This window comes from Janthinobacterium sp. GMG1, from assembly GCF_034427795.1.
GTDB lineage: Bacteria > Pseudomonadota > Gammaproteobacteria > Burkholderiales > Burkholderiaceae_D > Janthinobacterium.
In genome coordinates, this window is the sequence record NZ_JAXQNT010000007.1 from 24118 (window position 1) to 46515 (window position 22398).

Annotated in this window: 19 protein-coding genes; 14 read left to right on the top strand and 5 right to left on the bottom strand. The window is 60.6% G+C overall.

Annotation, left to right across the window (positions count from 1 at the left end; all coding sequences use genetic code 11):
- Positions 1-9: 9 nt before the first annotated feature.
- The 5 genes from SJI03_RS18590 to SJI03_RS18610 all read right to left on the bottom strand — a co-directional run bounded on the left by SJI03_RS18590 (position 10) and on the right by SJI03_RS18610 (position 6953).
- The gene (locus SJI03_RS18590; RefSeq protein WP_099380836.1) at positions 10-1263 is read right to left on the bottom strand and encodes a DUF2863 family protein; all 1254 of its coding nucleotides are present in this window, start codon (positions 1261-1263) and stop codon (positions 10-12) included.
- A 213-nt stretch (positions 1264-1476) separates the two neighbouring features.
- Positions 1477-4197, bottom strand: coding sequence for an aconitate hydratase AcnA (gene acnA / locus SJI03_RS18595; RefSeq protein ID WP_099380767.1), 2721 nt, complete (start codon positions 4195-4197; stop codon positions 1477-1479).
- A gap of 88 nt (positions 4198-4285) precedes the next feature.
- Positions 4286-4840, bottom strand: coding sequence for a hypothetical protein (locus SJI03_RS18600; RefSeq protein ID WP_322428178.1), 555 nt, complete (start codon positions 4838-4840; stop codon positions 4286-4288).
- 13 nt (positions 4841-4853) lie between these two features.
- Entirely contained in the window at positions 4854-5852 is a 999-nt protein-coding gene (locus SJI03_RS18605) for an HpcH/HpaI aldolase/citrate lyase family protein (RefSeq protein WP_099380769.1), read from the bottom strand.
- A 111-nt stretch (positions 5853-5963) separates the two neighbouring features.
- Positions 5964-6953: a malate dehydrogenase gene (locus SJI03_RS18610; RefSeq protein ID WP_034789110.1), complete on the bottom strand. Its 990-nt coding sequence runs from the start codon at positions 6951-6953 to the stop codon at positions 5964-5966.
- 305 nt (positions 6954-7258) lie between these two features.
- Between SJI03_RS18610 and SJI03_RS18615 the strand changes: the two genes are divergently transcribed.
- The 14 genes from SJI03_RS18615 (at position 7259) to lpdA (ending at position 22359) form a co-directional block, all read left to right on the top strand.
- Complete coding sequence (locus SJI03_RS18615; protein ID WP_322428179.1) at positions 7259-8152, top strand: GntR family transcriptional regulator; 894 nt, start codon at positions 7259-7261, stop codon at positions 8150-8152.
- 306 nt (positions 8153-8458) lie between these two features.
- Positions 8459-8881 carry a succinate dehydrogenase, cytochrome b556 subunit gene (gene sdhC / locus SJI03_RS18620; protein WP_034752080.1) on the top strand — a complete coding sequence of 141 codons (423 nt, stop codon included), beginning with the start codon at positions 8459-8461 and terminating at the stop codon, positions 8879-8881.
- A gap of 2 nt (positions 8882-8883) precedes the next feature.
- Positions 8884-9249, top strand: a complete 366-nt coding sequence (gene sdhD, locus SJI03_RS18625) for a succinate dehydrogenase, hydrophobic membrane anchor protein (RefSeq protein WP_034752078.1) — start codon at positions 8884-8886, stop codon at positions 9247-9249.
- Between the two features lie 2 nt (positions 9250-9251).
- The gene (gene sdhA, locus SJI03_RS18630; protein WP_035820761.1) at positions 9252-11033 is read left to right on the top strand and encodes a succinate dehydrogenase flavoprotein subunit; all 1782 of its coding nucleotides are present in this window, start codon (positions 9252-9254) and stop codon (positions 11031-11033) included.
- A gap of 9 nt (positions 11034-11042) precedes the next feature.
- Entirely contained in the window at positions 11043-11753 is a 711-nt protein-coding gene (locus SJI03_RS18635) for a succinate dehydrogenase iron-sulfur subunit (RefSeq protein WP_034752075.1), read from the top strand.
- A gap of 117 nt (positions 11754-11870) precedes the next feature.
- Positions 11871-12152 (top strand): succinate dehydrogenase assembly factor 2, encoded by a 282-nt coding sequence (locus SJI03_RS18640; RefSeq protein WP_034752073.1) that lies wholly within the window; start codon positions 11871-11873, stop codon positions 12150-12152.
- A gap of 122 nt (positions 12153-12274) precedes the next feature.
- Positions 12275-13576 carry a citrate synthase gene (gene gltA / locus SJI03_RS18645; protein WP_035820759.1) on the top strand — a complete coding sequence of 434 codons (1302 nt, stop codon included), beginning with the start codon at positions 12275-12277 and terminating at the stop codon, positions 13574-13576.
- 98 nt (positions 13577-13674) lie between these two features.
- Positions 13675-14016: a winged helix-turn-helix transcriptional regulator gene (locus tag SJI03_RS18650; RefSeq protein WP_099380771.1), complete on the top strand. Its 342-nt coding sequence runs from the start codon at positions 13675-13677 to the stop codon at positions 14014-14016.
- Between the two features lie 225 nt (positions 14017-14241).
- A complete protein-coding gene (locus SJI03_RS18655) occupies positions 14242-14784 on the top strand; it encodes an NAD(P)H-dependent oxidoreductase (protein ID WP_322428180.1) in 543 nt (180 codons plus the stop codon).
- Between the two features lie 218 nt (positions 14785-15002).
- On the top strand, positions 15003-15977 hold the full coding sequence (locus SJI03_RS18660) for a LysR family transcriptional regulator (protein WP_322428181.1): 975 nt from the start codon (positions 15003-15005) through the stop codon (positions 15975-15977).
- A 257-nt stretch (positions 15978-16234) separates the two neighbouring features.
- Complete coding sequence (locus tag SJI03_RS18665) at positions 16235-19087, top strand: 2-oxoglutarate dehydrogenase E1 component (RefSeq protein WP_034789088.1); 2853 nt, start codon at positions 16235-16237, stop codon at positions 19085-19087.
- Between the two features lie 117 nt (positions 19088-19204).
- On the top strand, positions 19205-20461 hold the full coding sequence (odhB, locus tag SJI03_RS18670; protein WP_099380774.1) for a 2-oxoglutarate dehydrogenase complex dihydrolipoyllysine-residue succinyltransferase: 1257 nt from the start codon (positions 19205-19207) through the stop codon (positions 20459-20461).
- A gap of 94 nt (positions 20462-20555) precedes the next feature.
- Positions 20556-20939 carry a PspC domain-containing protein gene (locus SJI03_RS18675; protein ID WP_099380775.1) on the top strand — a complete coding sequence of 128 codons (384 nt, stop codon included), beginning with the start codon at positions 20556-20558 and terminating at the stop codon, positions 20937-20939.
- A complete protein-coding gene (gene lpdA, locus SJI03_RS18680) occupies positions 20929-22359 on the top strand; it encodes a dihydrolipoyl dehydrogenase (RefSeq protein ID WP_322428182.1) in 1431 nt (476 codons plus the stop codon). Before SJI03_RS18675 ends, lpdA begins: the two co-directional genes overlap by 11 nt.
- The last annotated feature ends 39 nt before the right edge of the window (positions 22360-22398 follow it).

Sequence of the window (22398 nt, forward strand, 5' to 3'; positions counted from 1 at the left end):
AATCATCAATTAATGGAAATGCTCGGTGCCTTGCGGCGTATCTTCCGGCATTTCCGCATGCGCCAGCTCGCCGACAGGATCGGCAAACAGGGGCGCGCCGCAATCGTCGCAGTATTCGCCGACAAAACGTTCCGCATGGCGCTTGATCTGCGTCACGCCGGCGGCGTTCAGATGCTCGATGATTTCATCGACAGGCGTCTTTTGCTTGTCCAGCGCGGCGATGCCTACCTGGATCAGGCCTTCGATCGGCGTGCCATCCTCGTCTTCCTGGCCGTACAAAGGCCAGACGATGCCGTAGATGACGTCCGGCGCCTGGCGCAGGGTGAAGGCGATGCGGTACTCATCGACCTGGCCATCGGCCGCTTCCTCGCCGAAACCGGCGATGACGGCGCGCAGTTCCGACGGCTCGATGGCCAGCGTATGCGTCAGGTAATGCACGGCGGCGCGCACGGAAACGGGACGTATCAGCTTGTCCGCTTCGCGGCAGGCCACGTAATACGCTTCCGGCAGCAGCAATTCCAGGCCGCATCCGGGCAGCAGGCGGGCAATCGTCGGCGTCGCCTGCGTGCGCCATTGTTCCAGGGCGGCGCTGCGTTCGGCGATGAAGTCGAGCTGGCTGGCCGGCGTCTGCCAGCGGAACAACGGTGCGCCCGCAGGGGCGACCACGGCCACCAGCAGGTAGCGCGTATCGGCCAGGAAGGGCGCCGTTTCCGCCTCTTTGGCTGACGGCTTGACGGCCGTGCCTTTCAGCGCGGCCAGTGCCAGCTTCTGCGTCTTGGCATAGGTCTCGACGTGGCTGCGCGGCAGCTGGTCGATCGAGTACAGGGTCGGCGCCATGGCCATCTTCGTGCCATCGGCCAGCAGGTGGGCGGCGAAATGCGCCGACAGCACGCCGTGCGCGTCGCCGGCCATGGGGCCGGAGGCGATGGAGAAGCGCGTCCACGCGAGGATGGGCACGGCGACCAGCAGGGCGTCGTAGCGCACGTCTTCATGTGTGACGACGGTCGATTCGCTGACGGCTTCAACGCAGTCCATCAGCACGTCGTAGGCGTTCAAGTCTTCCTTGAACAGGCTGCCCAGGGTGTTGTCGATGGTGTCCTGGTGGCCGGTTTTGAGTAATTTCTGGAGCTGCGTATCCAGGCTGTGTTCCCAGGACCGCTCTTCGAGACGGCTGGCTGCCTGTACGATCGCCTGGGCAAAGGTGACCAGGCGCTGGCTGTCGGCAGTCAGTTTATGGGATGAATCTTTGGAAGGACGACGCATAGCGGGATAAGAGTCTCGGAAAGTGAAAAAAATGGATCAGTCAAACAATGATAAACCCTTATAACCGTATTGTAGAGGATTCAGCCGCACGCAATACGTAAGCTGTCCTTAGATCATGCCAATAGTCGAAATTTCAAGTCGGAACGGGATGCCGGGACGAAAAAAAGCGCCGGTCGGAACCGGCGCTTTTATCTTGCCTCACAGCTGGGCTGATTACTCGGCCAGCAATTGACGCAGGACGAATGGCAGGATGCCGCCATGCTTGTAGTAATCGACTTCGATCGGCGTATCGATGCGCAGCAGGACTTTGACTTCCTGACTGCTGCCATCGGCGCGGTGGATCACCAGGGTGGCCAGTTGCTGTGGCTTGATTTCGCCTTCGAGGCCTTTCAGGTCGAAGGTTTCCTTGCCGGTGATGCCCAGGGTTTGTACGCTGTCGTCGCCGATGAATTGCAGCGGCAACACGCCCATGCCCACCAGATTCGAGCGGTGAATACGCTCGAACGAACGGGTGATCACGGCTTTCACGCCCAGCAGTTGCGTACCTTTTGCTGCCCAGTCGCGCGACGAGCCCGTACCGTACTCTTCGCCGCCGAAGACCATGGTTGGCGTGCCTTCAGCAACATATTTCATCGCTGCGTCGTAGATCGACATTTCTTCGCCGGAAGGCTGGTGGATCGTGATGCCGCCTTCGACCGCCGAACCGTCTGCCTTGGCAGGGATCATGCGGTTTTTGATACGCACGTTGGCGAACGTGCCGCGCATCATGATTTCATGGTTACCGCGACGCGAGCCGTAGGAGTTGAAGTCCGCTTTCAGGACGCCGTTTTCCTTCAGCCATTTGCCTGCAGGACCGTTTTCCTGGATCGAGCCGGCTGGCGAGATGTGGTCGGTGGTGATGGAATCGCCGAACACGCCCAGTGCGCGCGCGCCTTCGATACCGGTGGCCACTGCCGCTGGCGTCATCGAGAAATTGTCGAAGAACGGTGGTTCCGCGATATAGGTCGATTTTGGCCAGTTGTAGACTTGACCGGAGACGGTCGTGACTTTTTCCCACAGCTTGCCTGGTGCGCCCTTGACGTCGGCGTAGTTGTCCTTGAATACCTTGGCATTCATGGCGAACTTCATCATGGCCGAGACTTCAGCCGAGGTCGGCCAGATGTCGCCCAGGTAGATGTCCTTGCCGCCCTTGCCCTTGCCGACAGGTTCCGTCATCAGGTCGCGCGTCATGTTGCCGGCGATGGCGTAAGCGACGACCAGCGGTGGCGAAGCGAGGAAGTTCGAGCGGATGTTCGGGTGAATACGCGCTTCGAAGTTACGGTTACCCGACAGCACGGCCGACGCGACGATGTCGTGCGTGGCGATCGCTGCGTTCAGCTCAGGCGTCAGGTCGCCCGCGTTGCCGATACAGGTGGTGCAGCCGTAGGCGGTGACGCCGAAGCCCAGTTTTTCCAGGTAGGGCAGCAGACCGGCAGCGGTCAGGTACTCGGTCACGACGCGCGAGCCAGGGGCCAGCGAGGTCTTGATGTGTGGCGCGACTTTCAGGCCGGCTTCCACGGCTTTCTTGGCCAGCAGGCCGGCAGCCAGCATCACGCTCGGGTTCGAGGTGTTGGTGCACGAGGTGATCGCAGCGATCAGTACGTCGCCGTTCGACACTTTCACGTTGTTGGTGGTCTCGTACACGGCGTTCAGATCGGCCGGGTTCTTGTTGAAGCCGTTCTCCGAGGTTGGCTTGGCGAACAGTTCGGCGAAGTTCGCTTTCACATTGCCGATTTCGATACGGTCTTGCGGGCGTTTCGGGCCGGCCAGCGACGGAGCGACCGATGCCAGGTCCAGTTCCACCACGCGGGTGTAGTCGATGTCGCCGGCTTTTGGCACGCCGAACAGGTTTTGCGCCTTGAAGTAGCCTTCGAACGCGGCGATTTCAGCCTTGCTGCGGCCGGTGCCCTTGAAGTAGTCGATGGTCGCTTCGTCGACCGGGAAGAAGCCCATGGTCGCGCCGTATTCCGGTGCCATGTTGGCGATCGTCGCGCGGTCGGTCAGGGTCAAGGACTCGGTGCCTTCGCCGAAGAATTCGACGAACTTGCCGACGACTTTTTCTTTGCGCAGCAGTTCGGTGATGGTCAGTACCAGATCGGTGGCGGTGCAGCCTTCGCGCAATGCGCCCGACAGGTTCACGCCGATGACGTCTGGCGTCAGGAAGTAGACCGGTTGGCCCAGCATGCCGGCTTCCGCCTCGATGCCGCCCACACCCCAGCCGACCACGCCGATGCCGTTGATCATGGTAGTGTGCGAGTCGGTGCCGACCAGGGTGTCAGGGTAGTACACGTCGCCGGCTTTCTTGCCGGAGTGGTGCACGCCGCGCGCCAGGTATTCCAGGTTGACCTGGTGGACGATGCCGAAGCCTGGTGGCACGACGCCGAAGGTGTCGAAGGCTTGCATGCCCCATTTCATGAACTGGTAACGCTCGTTGTTACGCGAGAATTCCAGTTTCATGTTCAGGTCCAGCGCTTTCTTTTCGCGGTAGTGATCGATGGTGACCGAGTGGTCGACCACCAGATCGACCGGTACCAGCGGTTCGATCTTCTTGGCGTTGATGCCCATCTTGGCGGCCACGTTGCGCATCGCTGCCAGGTCGGCCAGCAGCGGCACGCCGGTGAAATCCTGCAGCACGACGCGCGCCACTACGAACGGGATCTCGTCGGTGCGCTCGGCGGTCGGGCCCCAGCTCGCCAATTGCTTGACGTGTTCTTCGGTGACTTTTTTGCCGTCGCAGTTGCGCAATACCGATTCGAGCACGATACGAATCGACACTGGCAGGCGGGAGACATTGATGCCCAGGCTTTTTTCCAGCGCAGGCAGGGAGTACAGCTTGCCCTTCTTGCTATCCGAAATATTAAAGTCCTTGAGCGTGTTCAGAGTGTTGCGGGACATGACCTCTCCTTGTTGGGTATCGTCTATTTATTGATTATTCAAATTACAAAACATGACTGAGCCCCCGAAGAGGCCCTTGCTGCTCACATCAGCCGCCGGTCGCCGGCAGCACGCCCAGCGATGGCGCGGCTTCCACCGCTGCCGCCGGCTTGGCTTGTTCCGCATCCTTGCATTCATTGGCCAGCTGGCGGCCCTGCTTGGAATCGAGCAGCATGCCTTTGGCCGGGATGCCGATCCAGACGAGACCGTACAGACGGTTCTCGAAGCGGTTGGCGCCGGTGGTGGTACCAACGCGGCTCAGGCGGTGCAGGCGCTTCTTCCAGCGCAGGGCGATGTGTTTGTCGTCAGTCGCATTGGTGTAGATGGTAATTTTATTACCAAGTTCACAATTGAAATCGGTGGAGGCCGAGCCTGCGGTGTCCGGTTCGTCGGATTCTTCCTTGTCGGCGACTGACATGGCGAGCGGATGGGCTTCCTTGGCGGCTGCCTTGGCTTTGGTGGTCTTGGTCTTTGGCTTGGCCTTGGCAGCCTTCACTGCCTTGGGATTTGCCTCTGCCGTGGCGGCGAAGCTGGCTGGCGCCAGCGTGAGGGTCATGGCGCCCAGCGCGACGCTGCAGGCAATGGCTAATTTGGAGAGGGACATCGTGTAATTCCTGTCAGTTTTCAGTGGTGCTGGAAGAGGGGGTGTTGAGTAATGCAGCGGCCGCCTCGGGCAGGCCGAGGCCTGCCAGTTTGGCGCGTTGCAAAACGGTCCAATAATATCGGTAGCTGGCGCGGTCGTGCAAGCGGCCATTTTGCGCAATCGGTCCCCAGTTGGCGCGCAGCGCTTCATTGAGGATATTGCTGGCCTCGTTGACTTCGGACAGGCGCGGCGTGAAGGCCTTGATGATGGGCTTGATCTGGTCCGGGTGGATGCTCCACATGCGCGTGTAGCCGAACTCGGCTGTCGCGCGCTGGGCGTCATTCGCCACCACGGCCGAATCGCGCACGTCCGTCGTCACGTTATGCGACGGCACCTTGCCGTGCGCATGGCAGGCGGCCGCCACTTCCAGCTTGGCGCGCACCACCAGCGGGTGCGTGAACTGGCCCGGCGTGCGCATGGCGGCGGCGGGAATGGCGCCGTAGTGGGCCGAGACGAAATCCATGATGCCGAAGGACAGGCATTCGACCTGGGGCAGGGCGGCGATCGCGTAGGCGTCGCGCAGCGCGCCATGCGTCTCGATCAGGATGTGCACGGGCAGGTTGTCGCGGCCGGCGCGGCGCGCGTGCAGGTTGATCAGGTCGATGGCCAGCATGGCATCCTGCACGCCTGCCACCTTGGGCACGGCGATGTAGGCCAGGCGGGAGGCGGCACTGCAGATGATTTCCACGTCGCGCGCGAAAAACGGGCTGTCGACGTCGTGCACGCGCACGCCGATACGGTTGAACTGGTTGTCGTCGCTGGCCAGCAGGCCGGCGATCATCAGGGCGTGGGCTTCTTCATTGCCGGCGCTGGCGCCGTCTTCGCAGTCGAACGTGATGTCGAACAGGGGGCCAAGCTCTTGTTGCAAAGCAATCGATTTACGCATCAGCTTTTCAGAGCCGGCGTAGTGGTCGCAAGCGGCGAGCAACAGCGGCTGGCGTTTGCCTTGGAATAAAACCTCGGAAGGGTGCATGCTTAAGGCATTTCTGCAGGTAAAAACTACTTGGGAAAACAGCCGCGCCGCGAATCTCGCGGGGCGGCCTTCTTTGGCGGGCGGCGCATTGCCGCGCCGCCAAAACTGGACTTAGGCCAGCAGGTGTTTCACGCCTTCGCGCTCTTCGGTCAGTTCTTTCAGGGTCAGGTTGATGCGCTCTTGCGAGAATGCATCGATTTCCAGACCTTGAACGATGGTGTACTCACCGTTGTCGGTGGTGACCGGGAAGCCGAACACTGTGCCTTCAGGAATGCCATACGAGCCATCCGAAGGAACGCCCATGGTGGTCCACTTGCCTGCCGTGCCCAGCATCCAGTCATGGATGTGATCGATGGCGGCGTTTGCTGCCGACGCTGCCGACGACAGGCCGCGCGCTTCGATGATGGCCGCGCCGCGCTTGCCGACGGTTGGCAGGAAGGTGTTGGCGTTCCATTCCTGATCGTTGATCAGGTCTTTCACAGCCTTGCCGTTGACGGTGGCGAAGCGGTAGTCGGCGTACATCGTTGGCGAGTGGTTGCCCCACACGGTCAGCTTCTCGATGTCTTTCACGGCGGTGCCGGTCTTGGCAGCGACTTGCGACAGCGCGCGGTTGTGGTCCAGGCGCAGCATGGCGGTGAAGTTTTTCGCTGGCAGCGATGGCGCCGATTTCATGGCGATGTAGGCGTTGGTGTTGGCAGGGTTGCCGACCACCAGTACTTTGACATTGCGCGAAGCGACGGCGTCGAGCGCCTTGCCTTGCACCGTGAAGATCTGGGCGTTCGCTTCCAGCAGGTCCTTGCGTTCCATGCCTGGGCCGCGTGGACGCGCGCCAACCAGTACGGCCACGTCGACATCCTTGAAGGCGGTCAGCGGATCGGAGTGAGCGGTCATTTCCGTCAGCAGCGGGAAGGCGCAGTCGTCGATTTCCATCATCACGCCCTTGAGCGCCTTCTGGGCTTTTTCGTCCGGGATTTCAAGCAGTTGCAAGATGACAGGCTGGTCTTTGCCGAGCATGTCGCCATTGGCGATGCGGAACAACAGGGCGTAGCCGATCTGGCCGGCGGCGCCGGTCACTGCAACACGCATTGGGGTTTTAGCCATGATGAATCTCCAAAAATGGGAAAGAAAACGGGCTTGAAGCTGGGCTTACGCTTATCCGGAAAAACTATAATGATACCAAAACCGGCACGCGCCACCGAATTGCTGGTGTACGCTGCCGTCACGCTCGTGCTGCACGAGGCCAGAGTGGCTGGCCGACAACATAAAACGCTGGCTCACAAGTTTTATCGAGGGCAGTTTAGGCCCCCGATCTGTATCTGTCAATCATATCTTATGTCTTATATAAGACAGATAACTACGAGTCTTTTACTGGACGCGGGCAGTGATTTGTGTTGAAATGTCGGACTATGAATTCCGCCTCGTCCAATCTGACCAACAATGCCACTGCTGCAAGCGGGGCGGTCAGTCCGACCGCGGGCACCCCGGTCACGCCCGTTGCCGCAGCGGCCAGCACCGCCGCCACCCCTGTCGCCAGCATCAATACCACTGCCTCCACCGCCGTGGCCGCGCCTGCCGCAACTGCCTCGCCCACCTTCAGTCCCCTGTACCAGCAGATCAAGGCGCTCATCACGCAGAGCCTGCAATCGGGCGAATGGAAACCGGGCGAGCTGATTCCCAGCGAAGTCGAACTGGCAGGACGCTTCAAGGTCAGCCAGGGCACGGTGCGCAAGGCCATCGATGAACTGGCCGCCGAGAATCTCGTCATGCGCCGCCAGGGCAAGGGCACCTTCGTTTCCACCCACCATGAGGCGCGCGCGCATTTCCGCTTCCTGCGCCTGGTGCCGGACGAAGGCGTGCCGCATTATCCTGAAAGCAAGTTTATTGAAGTCAAGCGCGTGCGCGCGCCGGCCGACGTGGCGCGCCTGATGGACCTGAAGTCCGGCGACGCCGTCATCTTCATCAAGCGGGTGCAGTATTTCGACGGCGTGCCGACCATCGTCGAGGAGCTGTGGCTGCCTGGCCTGATCTTCAAGGGCCTGACGGCCGAGCGGCTGGTGGAATACAAGGGCCCCATGTACGGCCTGTTCGAAACGGAATTTGGCACGCGCATGATACGCGCGTCCGAGCAGATCCGCGCCGTGTGCGCGGACGCGGGCGCTGCCCAATTGTTAAATATCGACCTCGGCACGCCCTTGCTCAGTTCCGAGCGCGTGTCGTTTACCTACGGCGACAAGCCGGTCGAACTGCGCCGGGGCCTGTACCTGACCAGTCGTCATCATTATCAGAATGAACTCAGCTGAAGCGGCGGGGCACCCTTGGGTGCCCGAACAAGCAGCAAGGCTGAAGTGCATCGCTTGCAAGATGCCTGCCGCAAGGCGGGCAACGGAGACAACGGAAAGCGCAGCGACAGCATGGCCCGCTCCGGCGGGCCGTGTTTTGCCGGCGATTCTGTAATTAAATTACGTGAACTACGGAAAGTAGCGCGGTATTTTGTAGTAAAAAACCATTTTGGTTATATGTAACAATAGATATTGGTATGGGTTGCGAAAATCGGCGAAAATCGCGGCTTCAATATTTAGTTGAAATTCAAAGGGGAGGTTTTTGTTATGTCTGAAGCCGTAAGAGAAGTACCAAAAAAAGAACGGCCGCAATTCCGTAACATTCATGTTACCGAATTGTCGAACTACCGCATGGCTGTCGGCGCCATCGTCTCGATCCTGCATCGCATCAGCGGTTTCATCATTTTCGCCTTGCTGCCATGCATACTGTACATGCTGGAACTGAGCCTGCGTTCCGAAATGTCCTACGCCTACTTCCAGGGCATCGCCTCGCACTGGTTCGTCAAGCTGATCACCCTGGGTCTGGTCTGGGCCTTCCTGCACCACTTCTGCGCCGGTATCCGTCACCTGTTCATGGATGTGCACGTTGCCATCGAAAAAGATTCGGCACGCAAGACCGCTTCGTCCGTGCTGGTCGTGAGCCTGGTGTTGACGGCTCTGGTCGCTTTGAAACTGTTTGGAGTATTTTAAACATGGCAGACAATAATATCGGACCGAAACGCCTCGTCGTCGGTGCCCATTACGGCTTGCGCGATTGGCTGGCGCAACGCGTTACCGCCATCGTCATGGTGGCCTATGTGGCCATCCTGCTTATTTCTTTCCTGACCGGCAGCAACTTCAGCTATGAAGGCTGGGCTGGTCTGTTCGCACAGCAGTGGTTTAAATTGTTCAGCCTGGTGACCTTCGTCGCCCTGTTCTACCACGCATGGGTCGGCGTACGCGACATCTGGATGGACTACGTGAAAAGCGCTGGCCTCCGTCTGACCCTGCAAATTGCCACCATGCTGTGGTTGATCGCTTGTGCCGGCTGGACGGTACAGATACTCTGGAGTGTGTAATCGTGGCAGCATATAAATCTGCAATCCCTACCCGCCGCTTTGATGCGGTCATCGTTGGCGCCGGCGGTTCCGGCATGCGCGCGTCGTTGCAACTGGCTGAAGCCGGTCTGAACGTCGCTGTTTTGTCGAAAGTTTTCCCGACCCGCTCGCACACCGTGGCGGCGCAGGGCGGTATCGGCGCGTCGCTCGGCAACATGGCCGAAGACAACTGGTTCTGGCACATGTTCGACACGGTCAAGGGTGGCGACTATCTGGGCGACCAGGATGCCATCGAATTCATGTGCCGCGAAGCACCGAAGGTCGTGTACGAGCTGGAACACTTCGGCATGCCATTCGACCGCAACCCTGACGGCACCATCTATCAGCGTCCATTCGGCGGCCACACGGCCCACTTCGGCGAAAAGCCGGTGCAGCGCGCTTGCGCGGCAGCCGACCGTACCGGTCACGCCCTGTTGCACACCCTGTACCAGCGCAACGTGCGTGCGCGTACGCACTTCTTCGTCGAATGGATGGCACTCGACCTGATCCGTGACGCCGAAGGCGACGTGATCGGTGTTGTCGCGCTGGAAATGGAAACCGGCGAATGCATGATCCTGGAAGCAAAAACGACGGTCATGGCAACGGGCGGCGCAGGCCGCATCTTCGCCGCATCGACGAATGCCTTCATCAACACGGGTGACGGCATGGGCATGGCGGCACGCGCCGGCTTGCCGCTGCAAGACATGGAATTCTGGCAATTCCACCCGACCGGCGTGGCCGGCGCGGGCGTATTGATCACCGAAGGCGTGCGCGGCGAAGGCGGCATCCTGATCAATAGCGAAGGCGAACGCTTCATGGAGCGCTATGCGCCGACCCTGAAGGATCTGGCGCCGCGCGACTTCGTCTCGCGTTCGATGGACCAGGAAATCAAGGAAGGCCGCGGCTGCGGTCCGAACAAGGACCACGTGATGCTGGACCTGCGCCATATCGGCGCCGACACCATCGCCAAGCGCCTGCCGTCGATCCTAGAAATTGGCCACAAGTTCGCCAACGTCGACGCCACCAAGGAGCCGATTCCTGTCGTGCCGACGATTCACTACCAGATGGGCGGCATCCCGACGAACATCCACGGCCAGGTCGTCACCCCGACCGGTCCGGATAATTCGGCCAAGGTTGTCAACGGCCTGTACGCGATCGGTGAATGCGCCTGCGTGTCCGTGCACGGCGCCAACCGCCTGGGTACGAACTCGCTGCTCGACCTGGTGGTCTTCGGCCGCGCGGCCGGCAACCACATCGTCAACAGCGGCCTGAAAGCCAAGGAAAACAAGCCTTTGCCAGCCGACGCTGCCGAATTCGCCATGGGCCGCCTGGCGCGCCTGGAAAACTCGACCGGCACGGAAACCGTGCAGGGCGTGGCGAATGACATCCGCGCAACGATGCAGAAGTACTGTGGCGTGTTCCGTACCGACGAGATGCTGAACAAGGGCGTCGAAGAAATCATGAAGCTTGACGAGCGCCGCAAGCACGTCTCCTTCAAGGATAAATCGATGGTCTTCAACACGGCCCGCGTGGAAGCGCTGGAACTGGATAACCTGATCGAAACGGCGAAAGCGACCATCGTTTCGGCAGCCGCCCGCAAGGAATCGCGCGGCGCCCACGCCCAGGACGACCATCCGCAACGTGACGACGACAACTGGATGAAGCACACTCTGTGGTATTCGGAAGGCAACCGACTGGAATACAAGCCAGTCGTGACCAAGCCGCTGACGGTTGATACCTTCAAACCGAAACCACGTACTTTCTAAGGCTATACCATGGCACGCACTCTTAAATTCAAAATCTACCGCTACGATCCTGACCAGGATGCCAAGCCGTACATGCAAGACCTGACGGTCGAACTGAAAGACACCGACAAGATGCTGCTCGACGCACTGCAGCGCATCAAGGCGGACGTCGATGACTCGCTGGCCCTGCGCCGCTCGTGCCGCGAAGGCGTGTGCGGTTCGGACGCGATGAACATCAACGGCAAGAACGGCCTGGCATGCACCACCAACCTGAACGAACTGTCGGAGCCTATCGTGCTGCGTCCGTTGCCAGGCTTGCCAGTCATCCGCGACCTGATCGTCGACATGACGCAATTTTTCAAGCAATACGATTCGATCAAGCCTTTCCTGATCAACGATTCGATCCCGCCTGAAAAAGAACGCCTGCAGTCGCCGGAACAGCGCGAAGAACTCGATGGCCTGTACGAGTGCATCCTGTGCGCATGCTGCTCCACGTCGTGCCCGTCGTTCTGGTGGAATCCGGACAAATTCGTCGGCCCGGCTGGCCTGCTGCAAGCCTACCGCTTCATCGCCGATTCGCGCGACGAAGCCACCGGCGCGCGTCTGGACAACCTGGAAGACCCGTACCGCCTGTTCCGCTGCCATTCGATCATGAACTGCGTCGACGTCTGCCCGAAAGGGTTGAACCCGAACAAGGCGATCGGCAAGATCAAGGAATTGATGGTCCGCCGCGCGATCTGATCCTCCTGATCGCGTCCGCCGGGCGCCGTTTGCAGGAAGAGGGTATCCTCTCTTGCCTGCAGGCGGCGCCTGCAAAGCAGCACCGTGCCGCAAGGCACACGTAAAGTGGTAAACCAAATGACAGAATCAATTTTGTCCTCGCATCAGGCCGACCCGGCCAACCGCGCCCGCCTGCGCTGGCGTTCACGCCGTGGCCTGCTGGAAAACGACATTATCCTGACCCGTTTTCTCGATGCGTATGAAACCGAATTGACCGATGAAGAAGTTGACGCGCTGACGCGTTTGCTGGATTTATCGGACAATGCGTTAATGGATCTGGTACTGGCCCGTAAAGAGCCGGAAGGCGAAGTCGATCTGCCGCATGTGCGCGCACTGCTGCAACGACTGCGCATTGCCTAGACGCCTGGGCGATATATTGCAAACGGTGCGAGTGGCGCGCTGTAGCACTGCCGAATTGCGGTGCGAATTGCAGCCAGAATTTTTGATTTTAATTTCGACTCACTCCCGAGAAGGAAGAGCCCATGAATATCTCTGACACAAAAGCTACCCTGTCGTTCTCCGATGGCAGCCCATCGCTTGAATTTCCAATCTACAAAGGCACGGTTGGCCCGGACGTCATCGACATCCGCAAACTGTACGCCGGTAGCGGCAAGTTCACCTACGACCCAGGCTTTATGTCGACGGCCGCCTGCAACTCGTCGATCACCTACATCGACGGCGACAAGGGCGAGCTGCTGTACCGTGGTTACCCGATCGAACAATTGGCCGTCAACGCCGACTTCATGGAATCGTGCTACCTGCTGCTGAACGGCGAACTGCCGAACGCGGCGCAAAAAGCCAAGTTCGTCGACACCGTCACCAAGCACACGATGGTGCACGAACAGATGCAATTCTTCTTCCGTGGCTTCCGCCGCGATGCGCATCCGATGTCGGTCCTGGTGGGCACCGTCGGCGCGCTGGCATCGTTCTACCATGATTCGCTGGACATCAACGACCCGCGTCACCGCGAAGTGTCGGCCATCCGCCTGATCGCCAAGATGCCAACCCTGGTCGCCATGACCTACAAGTACTCGGTCGGCCAGCCGTTCGTGTACCCACGCAACGACCTGTCGTACAGCGCCAACTTCATGCACATGATGTTCGCCAACCCGTGCGAAGAGTACAAGGTCAACGACGTGCTGGTGCGCGCACTGGACCGCATCCTGATCCTGCACGCGGATCACGAGCAAAATGCATCGACCTCGACCGTCCGTCTGGCCGGTTCGTCGGGCGCCAACCCGTTCGCCTGTATCGCTGCCGGTATCGCCTGCCTGTGGGGCCCTGCCCACGGTGGCGCCAACGAAGCGGCACTGAACATGCTGAAAGAAATCGGCACCGTCGAGAACATCCCTGCCTTCATCGAGCAAGTCAAGGACAAGAACTCCGGCGTCAAGCTGATGGGCTTTGGCCACCGCGTGTACAAGAACTTCGATCCACGCGCCAAGCTGATGCGTGAAACCTGCTACGAAGTGCTGCAAGAACTGGGTCTGCAAGACGACCCGCTGTTCAAGCTGGCGATGGAACTGGAAAAGATTGCACTGAACGACGAATACTTCGTTTCGCGCAAACTCTACCCGAACGTCGACTTCTACTCGGGCATCGTGCAATCGGCGCTGGGCATCCCTGTGTCGCTGTTCACCGGTATCTTCGCTATGGCCCGTACGATCGGCTGGATCGCCCAGTGGAACGAAATGATCGCCGACCCAGAGCAAAAAATCGGCCGTCCGCGCCAGCTGTTCGTCGGTTCGACCACGCGCGAAGTACTGCCACTGGACAAGCGTTAATCCAGAGCGGTATCGAGCAAACAAAAAACGGGCTTCGGCCCGTTTTTTTATGCCGGGCTGTTATGCTCGGACCCTGGTTCAACAGGAAGTACAACGCGATGAATGAAGAAACCTGCGCCCCCGGCGGCGTGGCCCTGGGCGATACGGCATTTGGCTACACCTTGTCGCTGATCGGCGGCAAATACAAGATGCTGATCCTGTATGCGCTGGCGGAAAACACCGTGCTGCGGCATAACGAACTCAAGCGCCATCTCGGCGGCATTGCCTTCAAGACCCTCAGCGTCGTCCTGAAGGAGCTGGAAGCCGATGCGCTGATCATCCGCAAGGAATATCCCCAAGTGCCGCCCAAGGTGGAATATTCGCTCTCCAGCAAGGGCGCCTCGCTGATCCCCGTGCTCCACACCTTGTGCGAGTGGGGCGAACGGCACCAGCCAGCCTGATCCGGATACGCATGGCAAAGCGCTATTCTGCGGGCGAGTAACTTACTTTTTATAGGGTATGAGCAGTTAAGGTGCGTACTTGTGAAAGGTACTCGCCATCGCTATGCTGTTTTTGCCCCTGCAGGTGCGCGGCCACATGCTGCGCGCCACGGGGCAGGGTGCCGGCTTGCCTGCTTTTTTGTGAGCGCGGGGCCGGTGCGTCCATTTCATTTTCAGGAAAGCAGCATGATGAAAACCCTCGTTATCGTCTTCCATCCCTCGATTGACACGTCGGTCGCCAACAAGCGCTGGCTGCAGGAGCTGGCACAGTATCCCGACCGCTACACCATCCACGACGTGCATCGGGCCTACCCCGACGGCGTCATCGACGTGGCGCGCGAGCAGGCGCTGGTGGAGGCGCACGCCCATGTGGTCCTGCAATTCCCCGTGTACTGGTTCAACTGCCCGCCCTTGCTGAAGCGGTGGCTCGATGAGGTGCTGGCGTATGGCTGGGCCTACGGTACGGGCGGCGATGCCTTCAAAGGGAGAAAAGTGGCGCTGGCCGTCACGGCAGGCATCCGCCAGGAAGACTTCACGCCGGAAGGCAAGTGGAATGTCACCCTGGCGCAGTTGCTGGCGCCGTTCGATGTCACCCTGGCGTATATCGGCGCCGACAATCGCCGCTTCTTTGCCTTCTATGGCGCGGAAGACGGGCCGAAGGAAACGGGCTATGCCGAGCGGCTGACGCGCAGCGCGCAAGCGTATGAGCGCTTCCTGGCTGCGTTGTAGGGACGGCCTGCATCGTGTCAGTTCAAGGCCGCTGGCCGGTCGTGGTGATGGTGTGCGCTAACTGCGCGGCATCGGAAAGGTTGCCCAGGTACGCGAGGGGCGGGCGGCGCGTGCAAACATATTATTTGTCGTCGCATGGATCCTTTCGACCCGGCACGGCAAATAGGGTAGATTGCAAGCCTTAGTTGCATGAATCGGACGAATCAAGGGAGTACTGCATGGACCGCATCACCGCCGCACAAGTATTTGTCGCCATCGCCGAGCGTGGCAGCATGGTGGCCGCCAGCGACGCGCTCGACATGTCGCGCGCCATGGTGACGCGCTACCTGGCCGAGATGGAGCAGTGGGCGGGGGCACGCCTGTTGCACCGCACCACGCGCCGTTTGAGCCTGACGGATGCGGGCGAGGCCACGCTCGCGCGCTGCCAGCAGATGCTGGAAGTGGCTGGCGCCATGGCCGTCACCTCGCCCGAGGGCCTCGACACGCCACACGGCTTGCTGCGCATCACGTGCTCGCAATCGCTGGCGCAGACGGCGCTGGCCAGCGCAGTAACCGCTTACCTGCGGCGCTACCCGCGCGCCGCCGTCGACCTGCAGATGGAAAACCGCGCCGTCAACCTGGTGGAGCAGCGCATCGACCTGGCGATCCGCATCACCAACGCGCTCGAGCCGAACCTGATCGCGCGCCAGTTGGCCAGCTGCGCTTCGGTGGTGTGCGCCGCGCCATCGTACCTGGCTGTCCATGGCACGCCGCGCCGGGCGGAAGACCTGGCCCTGCACAACTGCCTGACGTACACGTATTTCGGCAAGAGCCTGTGGCAGTTCACGCATGACGGGGAAGCGCTTACTGTCCCCGTCAGCGGCCGCCTGTCGGCGAATGAGTCGCTGGTCCTGCTGGTGGCCACGGTGGCGGGGGCGGGCATCGCCATGCAGCCGCGCTATTCGGCCGCGCCGCTGATCGCCAGCGGCCAGCTGGTGGAGCTGCTGCCCGCTTATGTGCCGCAGGACATGGGCATCTACGGCGTCTACACCTCGCGCCAGCACATGTCGCCGCTGCTGCGCACCATGCTCGACTTCCTGGTGGAGTGGTTTGCCGGCGATGCCGAGTGGCTGGCGGCCATCGCGGCGGCGCCGTTGCCGGGCAGACCAGTTGGGCGCAAACGGCATGCCGGTAGGGCCGCCGATGTGTTGTAAGCATAACAGTGACAGGCTTGCAAGCCCGGGAAAATCAGCAACACAGCTTACATTTGCTTGCCAAATAAAATTCAACTAGCCGTTGTTGCGTTACAATACCGCGTGCTATTCTAAATGACGGTATGCAGAATGCTGGTGCAATAAAAAAGCCCTTCCCCACAACTTGATGTGCAATCCGCTAACCGGTCAGGCCGTGTCGCGGAAGGTTAGATTAACCCGCTAATTCCTCGCGAAACGCGAAGAAAGGTGAGCAATATATGCAGCAATTAACGACCAACTCCTACCTGTTCGGTGGGAATGCTCCGTACGTGGAAGACCTGTACGAGGCGTATCTGAACAACCCAGGCTCGGTACCCGATAACTGGCGCTCCTACTTCGACGCGATGCAGCACGTGCCTGCCGTCGATGGCACCAACAAGCCTGACGTGGCGCATGCCTCCGTCGTCGCCTCGTTCGCCGAACGCGCAAAAGCTGGTCCGATCCGCACAGTAACCGCTTCCTTCGATGCTGAAATGGGCCGCAAGCGCGTCGCCGCCACGCAGCTGATCGCCGCTTACCGCTACCTCGGTTCGCACTGGGCCAACCTGGATCCGCTGCAGCGCCAGGAACGTCCGATGATCCCGGAACTGGAGCCAAGCTTCTACGGTTTCACCGACGCGGACATGGACACCGTGTTCAACATCAGCAATACCTATTTTGGCCCCGAGACCGCCACCCTGCGCGATCTGCTGAACTATCTGCGCGATACCTACACGCGTTCGATCGGCGCCGAATTCATGTACATCTCCGACCCGGCCGAAAAGCGCTGGCTGCAAGAGAAACTGGAAGCGATCCGCTCCACCCCGAATTTCACCCCAGAGAAAAAAATCCACATCCTCGACCGCCTGACCGCGGCTGAAGGCCTGGAACGCTATCTGCACACCCGCTATGTGGGCCAGAAGCGCTTCTCCCTGGAAGGCGGCGAAACCTTCATCGCCTCGATGGATGAAACCATCCAGCGCGCCGGCGAAAAAGGCGTGCAGGAAATCGTCATCGGCATGGCCCACCGCGGCCGCCTGAACGTGCTGGTGAACACCCTGGGCAAGGCGCCGCAGGAACTGTTCGAAGAATTCGAAGGCAAGCATGGCGACGACCTGCCTGCCGGCGACGTGAAGTACCATCAAGGCTTCTCGTCGGACATCTCCACCGCAGGCGGCCCGGTCCACCTGTCGCTGGCGTTCAACCCGTCGCACCTGGAAATCGTCAACCCTGTGGTCGAAGGTTCCGTCAAGGCCCGCATGGATCGCCGCGGCGACGCGCAGGGCGCGCAAGTGCTGCCTATCCTGGTGCACGGCGATGCCGCTTTCGCCGGCCAGGGCGTGGTCATGGAAACGCTGAATCTGGCGCAAACCCGTGGCTACCATACCGGCGGCACGGTGCATATCGTGATCAACAACCAGATCGGTTTCACCACTTCGGATCCGCGCGATGCCCGCTCGACCCTGTACTGCTCGGACGTCGTGAAGATGATCGAAGCACCGGTCCTGCACATCAACGCCGATGATCCTGAAGCCGTGGTGCTGGCGACGCAGATCGCGCTCGACTACCGCATGGAATTCAAGAAGGACATCGTCCTCGACATCATCTGCTACCGCAAGCTTGGCCACAACGAGCAAGATACGCCGGCACTGACGCAGCCACTGATGTACAAGAAGATCGGCCAGCACCCAGGCACCCGCAAACTGTACGCGGACAAACTGGTAGCGCAAGGCGTGATCCCTGCCGATGGCGGCGACAAGATGGTGGCCGCCTTCCGCGACGCCATGGACGCCGGCAAGCACACCGTCGATCCGGTCATCTCGAACTTCAAGAACAAGTACGCCGTCGACTGGCTGCCGTTCCTGAACAAGAAATGGACCGATTCGGCCGACACCGCCGTGCCGATGACGGAACTGAAACGCCTGGCCACCCGCATCACCACCGTGCCGGAAGACTTCAAGGTCCACTCGCTGGTTGAAAAAGTACTGGGCGACCGCGGCACCATGGGTCGTGGCGAAATGAACCTGGACTGGGGCATGGGCGAACACCTGGCCTACGCATCGCTGGTATCGTCCGGCTACGCCATCCGCCTGACGGGCCAGGACGCCGGCCGCGGCACCTTCGTGCACCGCCACGCCGTCTTGCACGATCAAAACCGCGAGCGTTGGGATGCAGGTACCTACATTCCGCTGCAAAACGTGTCGGACAACCAGGCGCCGTTCACCGTCATCGACTCGGTGCTGTCCGAAGAAGCCGTACTGGCCTTCGAATACGGGTACTCGACCGCTGAACCGAACACGCTGACGATCTGGGAAGCCCAGTTCGGCGACTTCGCCAACGGCGCGCAAGTGGTGATCGACCAGTTCATCAGCTCCGGCGAAGTGAAGTGGGGCCGCGCTTCGGGCCTGGTCATGATGCTGCCGCACGGTTACGAAGGCCAGGGTCCTGAGCACTCGTCCGCGCGTCCTGAGCGTTTCCTGCAGCTGTGCGCAGACAACAACATGCAAGTGGTGCAGCCGACGACGGCTTCGCAGATCTTCCATTTGCTGCGCCGCCAGATGGTGCGTCAGTTCCGCAAGCCGCTGGTCATCCTGACGCCGAAGTCGCTGTTGCGCAACAAGGATGCCGGTTCGCCGCTGACCGACCTGGCCAAGGGTGGTTTCCAGACCGTCATCGGCGAAGTCGACGACAAAATCGACGCCAAGAAAGTCAAGCGCGTGGTCGCCTGCTCGGGCAAGGTCTATTACGACCTGGTCAACGCACGCAAGACCCGCGGCCAGACCGACACGGCCATCGTGCGCCTGGAACAGCTGTATCCGTTCCCGCACAAGTCGTTCGCTGCTGAACTGAAGAAGTTCCCGAACCTGGTCGAAGTCGTCTGGGCGCAGGACGAGCCGCAAAACCAGGGCGCCTGGTTCCAGATCCAGCACAACATCTTCGAAGGCCTGGAATCGGGTCAGCGTCTGGCTTACGCCGGCCGTCCTGCTTCGGCGTCGCCTGCTGTCGGTTACTATGACAAGCACTACGCCCAGCAAAAAGATCTGCTGGAAACGGCATTCTCGAAGCTGAAGGGTTTTATCCTGACCAAGTAAGTGGCAGGATGAGGGGCGCCATGCACATGCATGGCGCTTGCTTGCATACATCATGACGGAGCGCTGCCCTTGCTACGCAGGGGCGGCGCCGCAATAACAAAATAAACGGAGTTTTACATGGCACAAATCGAAGTCAAAGTTCCCCAGTTGTCGGAATCGGTTGCAGAAGCGACCCTGCTGGCATGGCACAAGAAAGTCGGCGAACCAGTCGCGCGCGACGAAAACATGATCGATATCGAAACCGATAAAGTGGTGCTGGAACTGCCGGCGCCAGCCGCTGGCGTGATCGTTCAAATCATCAAGGCTGACGGCGCCACCGTCGTCGCCGGCGAAGTCATCGCCATCATCGACACCGACGGCTCGGCCAAGGTCAGCCCGATGGAAGTGTCGGCCGTGCCTGCACCAGCCCTGGCTGCCGCTGCGCAAGACGCATCGACCGCTTCGGCGCCTGCCGCCGCGACCAAAGGCGATGTCGCCATGCCTGCCGCTGCCAAGATCCTGTCCGAAAAAGGCTTGTCCGCTGGCGACGTCGCCGGTTCCGGCAAAGACGGCCGCGTGACCAAGGGCGACGCCCTGGCAGCTTCCGCCAAGCCAGCTGTCGCGCCACTGGCGCCAGCCGCTGCCAAGCCAGCGCTGCAACAAGTTGCCACGCCATCGGCCGCCAGCCTGGGCGACCGCCCTGAAGAGCGCGTGCCGATGAGCCGCCTGCGCGCACGTATCGCCGAGCGCCTGCTGCAATCGCAATCGACGAACGCCATCCTGACCACGTTCAATGAAGTGAACATGCAGCCGGTCATCGACCTGCGCAACAAGTACAAGGACAAGTTCGAGAAAGAGCATGGCGTCAAGCTGGGCTTCATGTCCTTCTTCGTCAAGGCCGCCGTCGCCGCCCTGAAAAAGTACCCGATCATCAATGCCTCCGTTGACGGCAACGACATCGTCTACCACGGCTACTTCGACATCGGTATCGCCGTCGGTTCGCCACGCGGCCTGGTCGTGCCTATCATCCGCAACGCGGACCAGCTGTCGATCGCCGACATCGAGAAAAAAATCGGTGAATTCGGCGCGAAAGCCAAGGAAGGCAAGCTGACCCTGGACGACCTGACGGGCGGCACGTTCTCGATCTCGAACGGCGGCACCTTCGGCTCCATGCTGTCGACCCCGATCATCAACCCGCCACAATCGGCCATCCTGGGCGTGCATGCGACCAAAGACCGCGCTGTTGTCGAAAACGGCCAGATCGTGGTGCGTCCGATGAACTACCTGGCCATGTCCTACGACCACCGCATCATCGACGGCCGCGAAGCCGTCCTGGGCCTGGTGGCGATGAAAGAAGCGCTGGAAGATCCTGCACGCCTGTTGCTGGACCTGTAAGCACTGTAGTCCCCCGGCGTCGCCGCCGGGGCAATGTAGCTGATACCCCTTGCCAGAAGACGCAGCTGGCTGATCTCAATGAAAGAGGATTCCCATGAACGTCTCTGAAGAAATCAAGCGTCTGCACGAGTTGCACCTGGCGGGCGCCCTGAGCGACGCGGAATTCGCGCAAGCGAAAGCCAAGCTCCTGAGCAATATCAACCTGGACAAGCCGGACAACGCGTCCGGCGCCGATGCGGCCCCCGGCCCGGCGAACGACCTGGTGCAGGAATTCAACCGCCTGCGCCGTTCGCGCAACGACCGCTGGCTTGGCGGCGTCTGCGGCGGCCTGGGACGCGCTTCCGGCATGGAAGCGTGGATCTGGCGCCTCGTCTTCGTCCTGTTTACATTGACCTTCGGCTTCGGCGTGGTGATTTACCTTCTATTGTGGATTTTCGTACCAGACGAAGAGATTGGAATAACAAAACATGAGTACTAAACAATTTGACGTAGTTGTCATCGGTGCGGGCCCTGGCGGCTACATCGCCGCCATCCGCGCAGCGCAGCTGGGCTTTTCCGTCGCTTGCGTCGACGAGTGGTCGAACGCCAAGGGCGGCGCCGCTCCTGGCGGCACCTGCACCAACGTCGGCTGCATCCCGTCGAAAGCGCTGCTGCAATCGTCCGAGCATTTCGAACACGCGGGCCACAGCTTCGCCGAGCATGGCATCGACGTCGCCGGCCTGAAGCTGAACCTGGGCCAGATGCTCAAGCGCAAAGACACCGTCGTCAAGCAAAACAACGACGGCATCCTGTACCTGTTCAAGAAGAACAAGATCGCCTTCTTCCACGGTCGCGCCGCTTTCGCTGCCGCCGCCGCTGGCACGTACGAGATCAGCGTGACGGGCGAAGCCAACGAAACCCTGACGGCCAAGCACGTGGTCATTGCCACGGGTTCGAACGCACGCGAACTGCCGGGCGCGCCATTCGACGAGAAACTGATCCTGTCGAACACGGGCGCACTGGCCATCGACGCCGTACCAGCCAAGCTGGGCGTCATCGGTGCCGGCGTGATCGGCCTGGAAATGGGCAGCGTATGGCGCCGCCTCGGTTCCGACGTCACCGTGCTGGAAGGCCTGCCGGTCTTCCTCGGCGCCGTCGACGAGCAGATCGCCAAGGAAGCGTCGAAGCTGTTCATCAAGCAAGGCTTGAAGATCAACCTCGGCTGCAAGATCGGTGCGATCACGCCAGGCAAGAAAGACGTCACCGTGGAATTCGTGGACGCCAAGGGCGAAGCGCAAAAAGCCGTGTTCGATAAGCTGATCATCTCGATCGGCCGCACGCCGAACACGAATGGCCTGGGTGCCGACAAGGTCGGCCTGCAGCTGGACGAACGCGGCTTCATCGCCGTCGACGGCGACTGCAAGACCAACCTGCCGAACGTCTGGGCAGTGGGCGACGTCGTGCGCGGCCCGATGCTGGCGCACAAGGCCGAAGAAGAAGGCGTTGCCGTGGCCGAGCGTATCGCCGGCCAGCATGGTCACACCAACTTCAACACGATTCCTTGGGTGATCTACACCTCGCCGGAAATCGCGTGGGTCGGCAAGACCGAGCAAACCTTGAAGGCCGAAGGCATCGCCTATAAGGCCGGCACCTTCCCGTTCCTAGCCAACGGCCGTGCGCGCGCGCTGGGCGACACTTCGGGCATGGTGAAATTCCTGGCCGATGCGACCACCGATGAAATCCTCGGCGTGCACATCGTCGGCCCGATGGCCTCCGAACTGATTTCCGAAGCCGTCGTGGCGATGGAATTCAAGGCCTCGGCCGAAGACATCGCACGCATCTGCCACGCTCACCCATCCCTGTCGGAAGCGACCAAGGAAGCGGCACTGGCGGTTGACAAGCGTACGTTGAACTTTTAATTGTAGTTAGTCCTGCAGGGGCGCTCGCGGAATTTTTCC

Coding starts and splice junctions, on each gene's coding strand:
- lpdA (WP_322428182.1), top strand. CDS start 20,929: ATGAGTACTAAACAATTTGACGTAGTTGTCATCGGTGCGGGCCCTGGC.
- acnA (WP_099380767.1), bottom strand. CDS start 4,197: ATGTCCCGCAACACTCTGAACACGCTCAAGGACTTTAATATTTCGGAT.
- SJI03_RS18605 (WP_099380769.1), bottom strand. CDS start 5,852: ATGCACCCTTCCGAGGTTTTATTCCAAGGCAAACGCCAGCCGCTGTTG.
- sdhD (WP_034752078.1), top strand. CDS start 8,884: ATGGCAGACAATAATATCGGACCGAAACGCCTCGTCGTCGGTGCCCAT.
- SJI03_RS18600 (WP_322428178.1), bottom strand. CDS start 4,840: ATGTCCCTCTCCAAATTAGCCATTGCCTGCAGCGTCGCGCTGGGCGCC.
- SJI03_RS18590 (WP_099380836.1), bottom strand. CDS start 1,263: ATGCGTCGTCCTTCCAAAGATTCATCCCATAAACTGACTGCCGACAGC.
- SJI03_RS18665 (WP_034789088.1), top strand. CDS start 16,235: ATGCAGCAATTAACGACCAACTCCTACCTGTTCGGTGGGAATGCTCCG.
- odhB (WP_099380774.1), top strand. CDS start 19,205: ATGGCACAAATCGAAGTCAAAGTTCCCCAGTTGTCGGAATCGGTTGCA.
- sdhC (WP_034752080.1), top strand. CDS start 8,459: ATGTCTGAAGCCGTAAGAGAAGTACCAAAAAAAGAACGGCCGCAATTC.
- gltA (WP_035820759.1), top strand. CDS start 12,275: ATGAATATCTCTGACACAAAAGCTACCCTGTCGTTCTCCGATGGCAGC.
- SJI03_RS18675 (WP_099380775.1), top strand. CDS start 20,556: ATGAACGTCTCTGAAGAAATCAAGCGTCTGCACGAGTTGCACCTGGCG.
- SJI03_RS18610 (WP_034789110.1), bottom strand. CDS start 6,953: ATGGCTAAAACCCCAATGCGTGTTGCAGTGACCGGCGCCGCCGGCCAG.
- SJI03_RS18660 (WP_322428181.1), top strand. CDS start 15,003: ATGGACCGCATCACCGCCGCACAAGTATTTGTCGCCATCGCCGAGCGT.
- SJI03_RS18650 (WP_099380771.1), top strand. CDS start 13,675: ATGAATGAAGAAACCTGCGCCCCCGGCGGCGTGGCCCTGGGCGATACG.
- SJI03_RS18655 (WP_322428180.1), top strand. CDS start 14,242: ATGATGAAAACCCTCGTTATCGTCTTCCATCCCTCGATTGACACGTCG.
- SJI03_RS18615 (WP_322428179.1), top strand. CDS start 7,259: ATGAATTCCGCCTCGTCCAATCTGACCAACAATGCCACTGCTGCAAGC.
- SJI03_RS18635 (WP_034752075.1), top strand. CDS start 11,043: ATGGCACGCACTCTTAAATTCAAAATCTACCGCTACGATCCTGACCAG.
- SJI03_RS18640 (WP_034752073.1), top strand. CDS start 11,871: ATGACAGAATCAATTTTGTCCTCGCATCAGGCCGACCCGGCCAACCGC.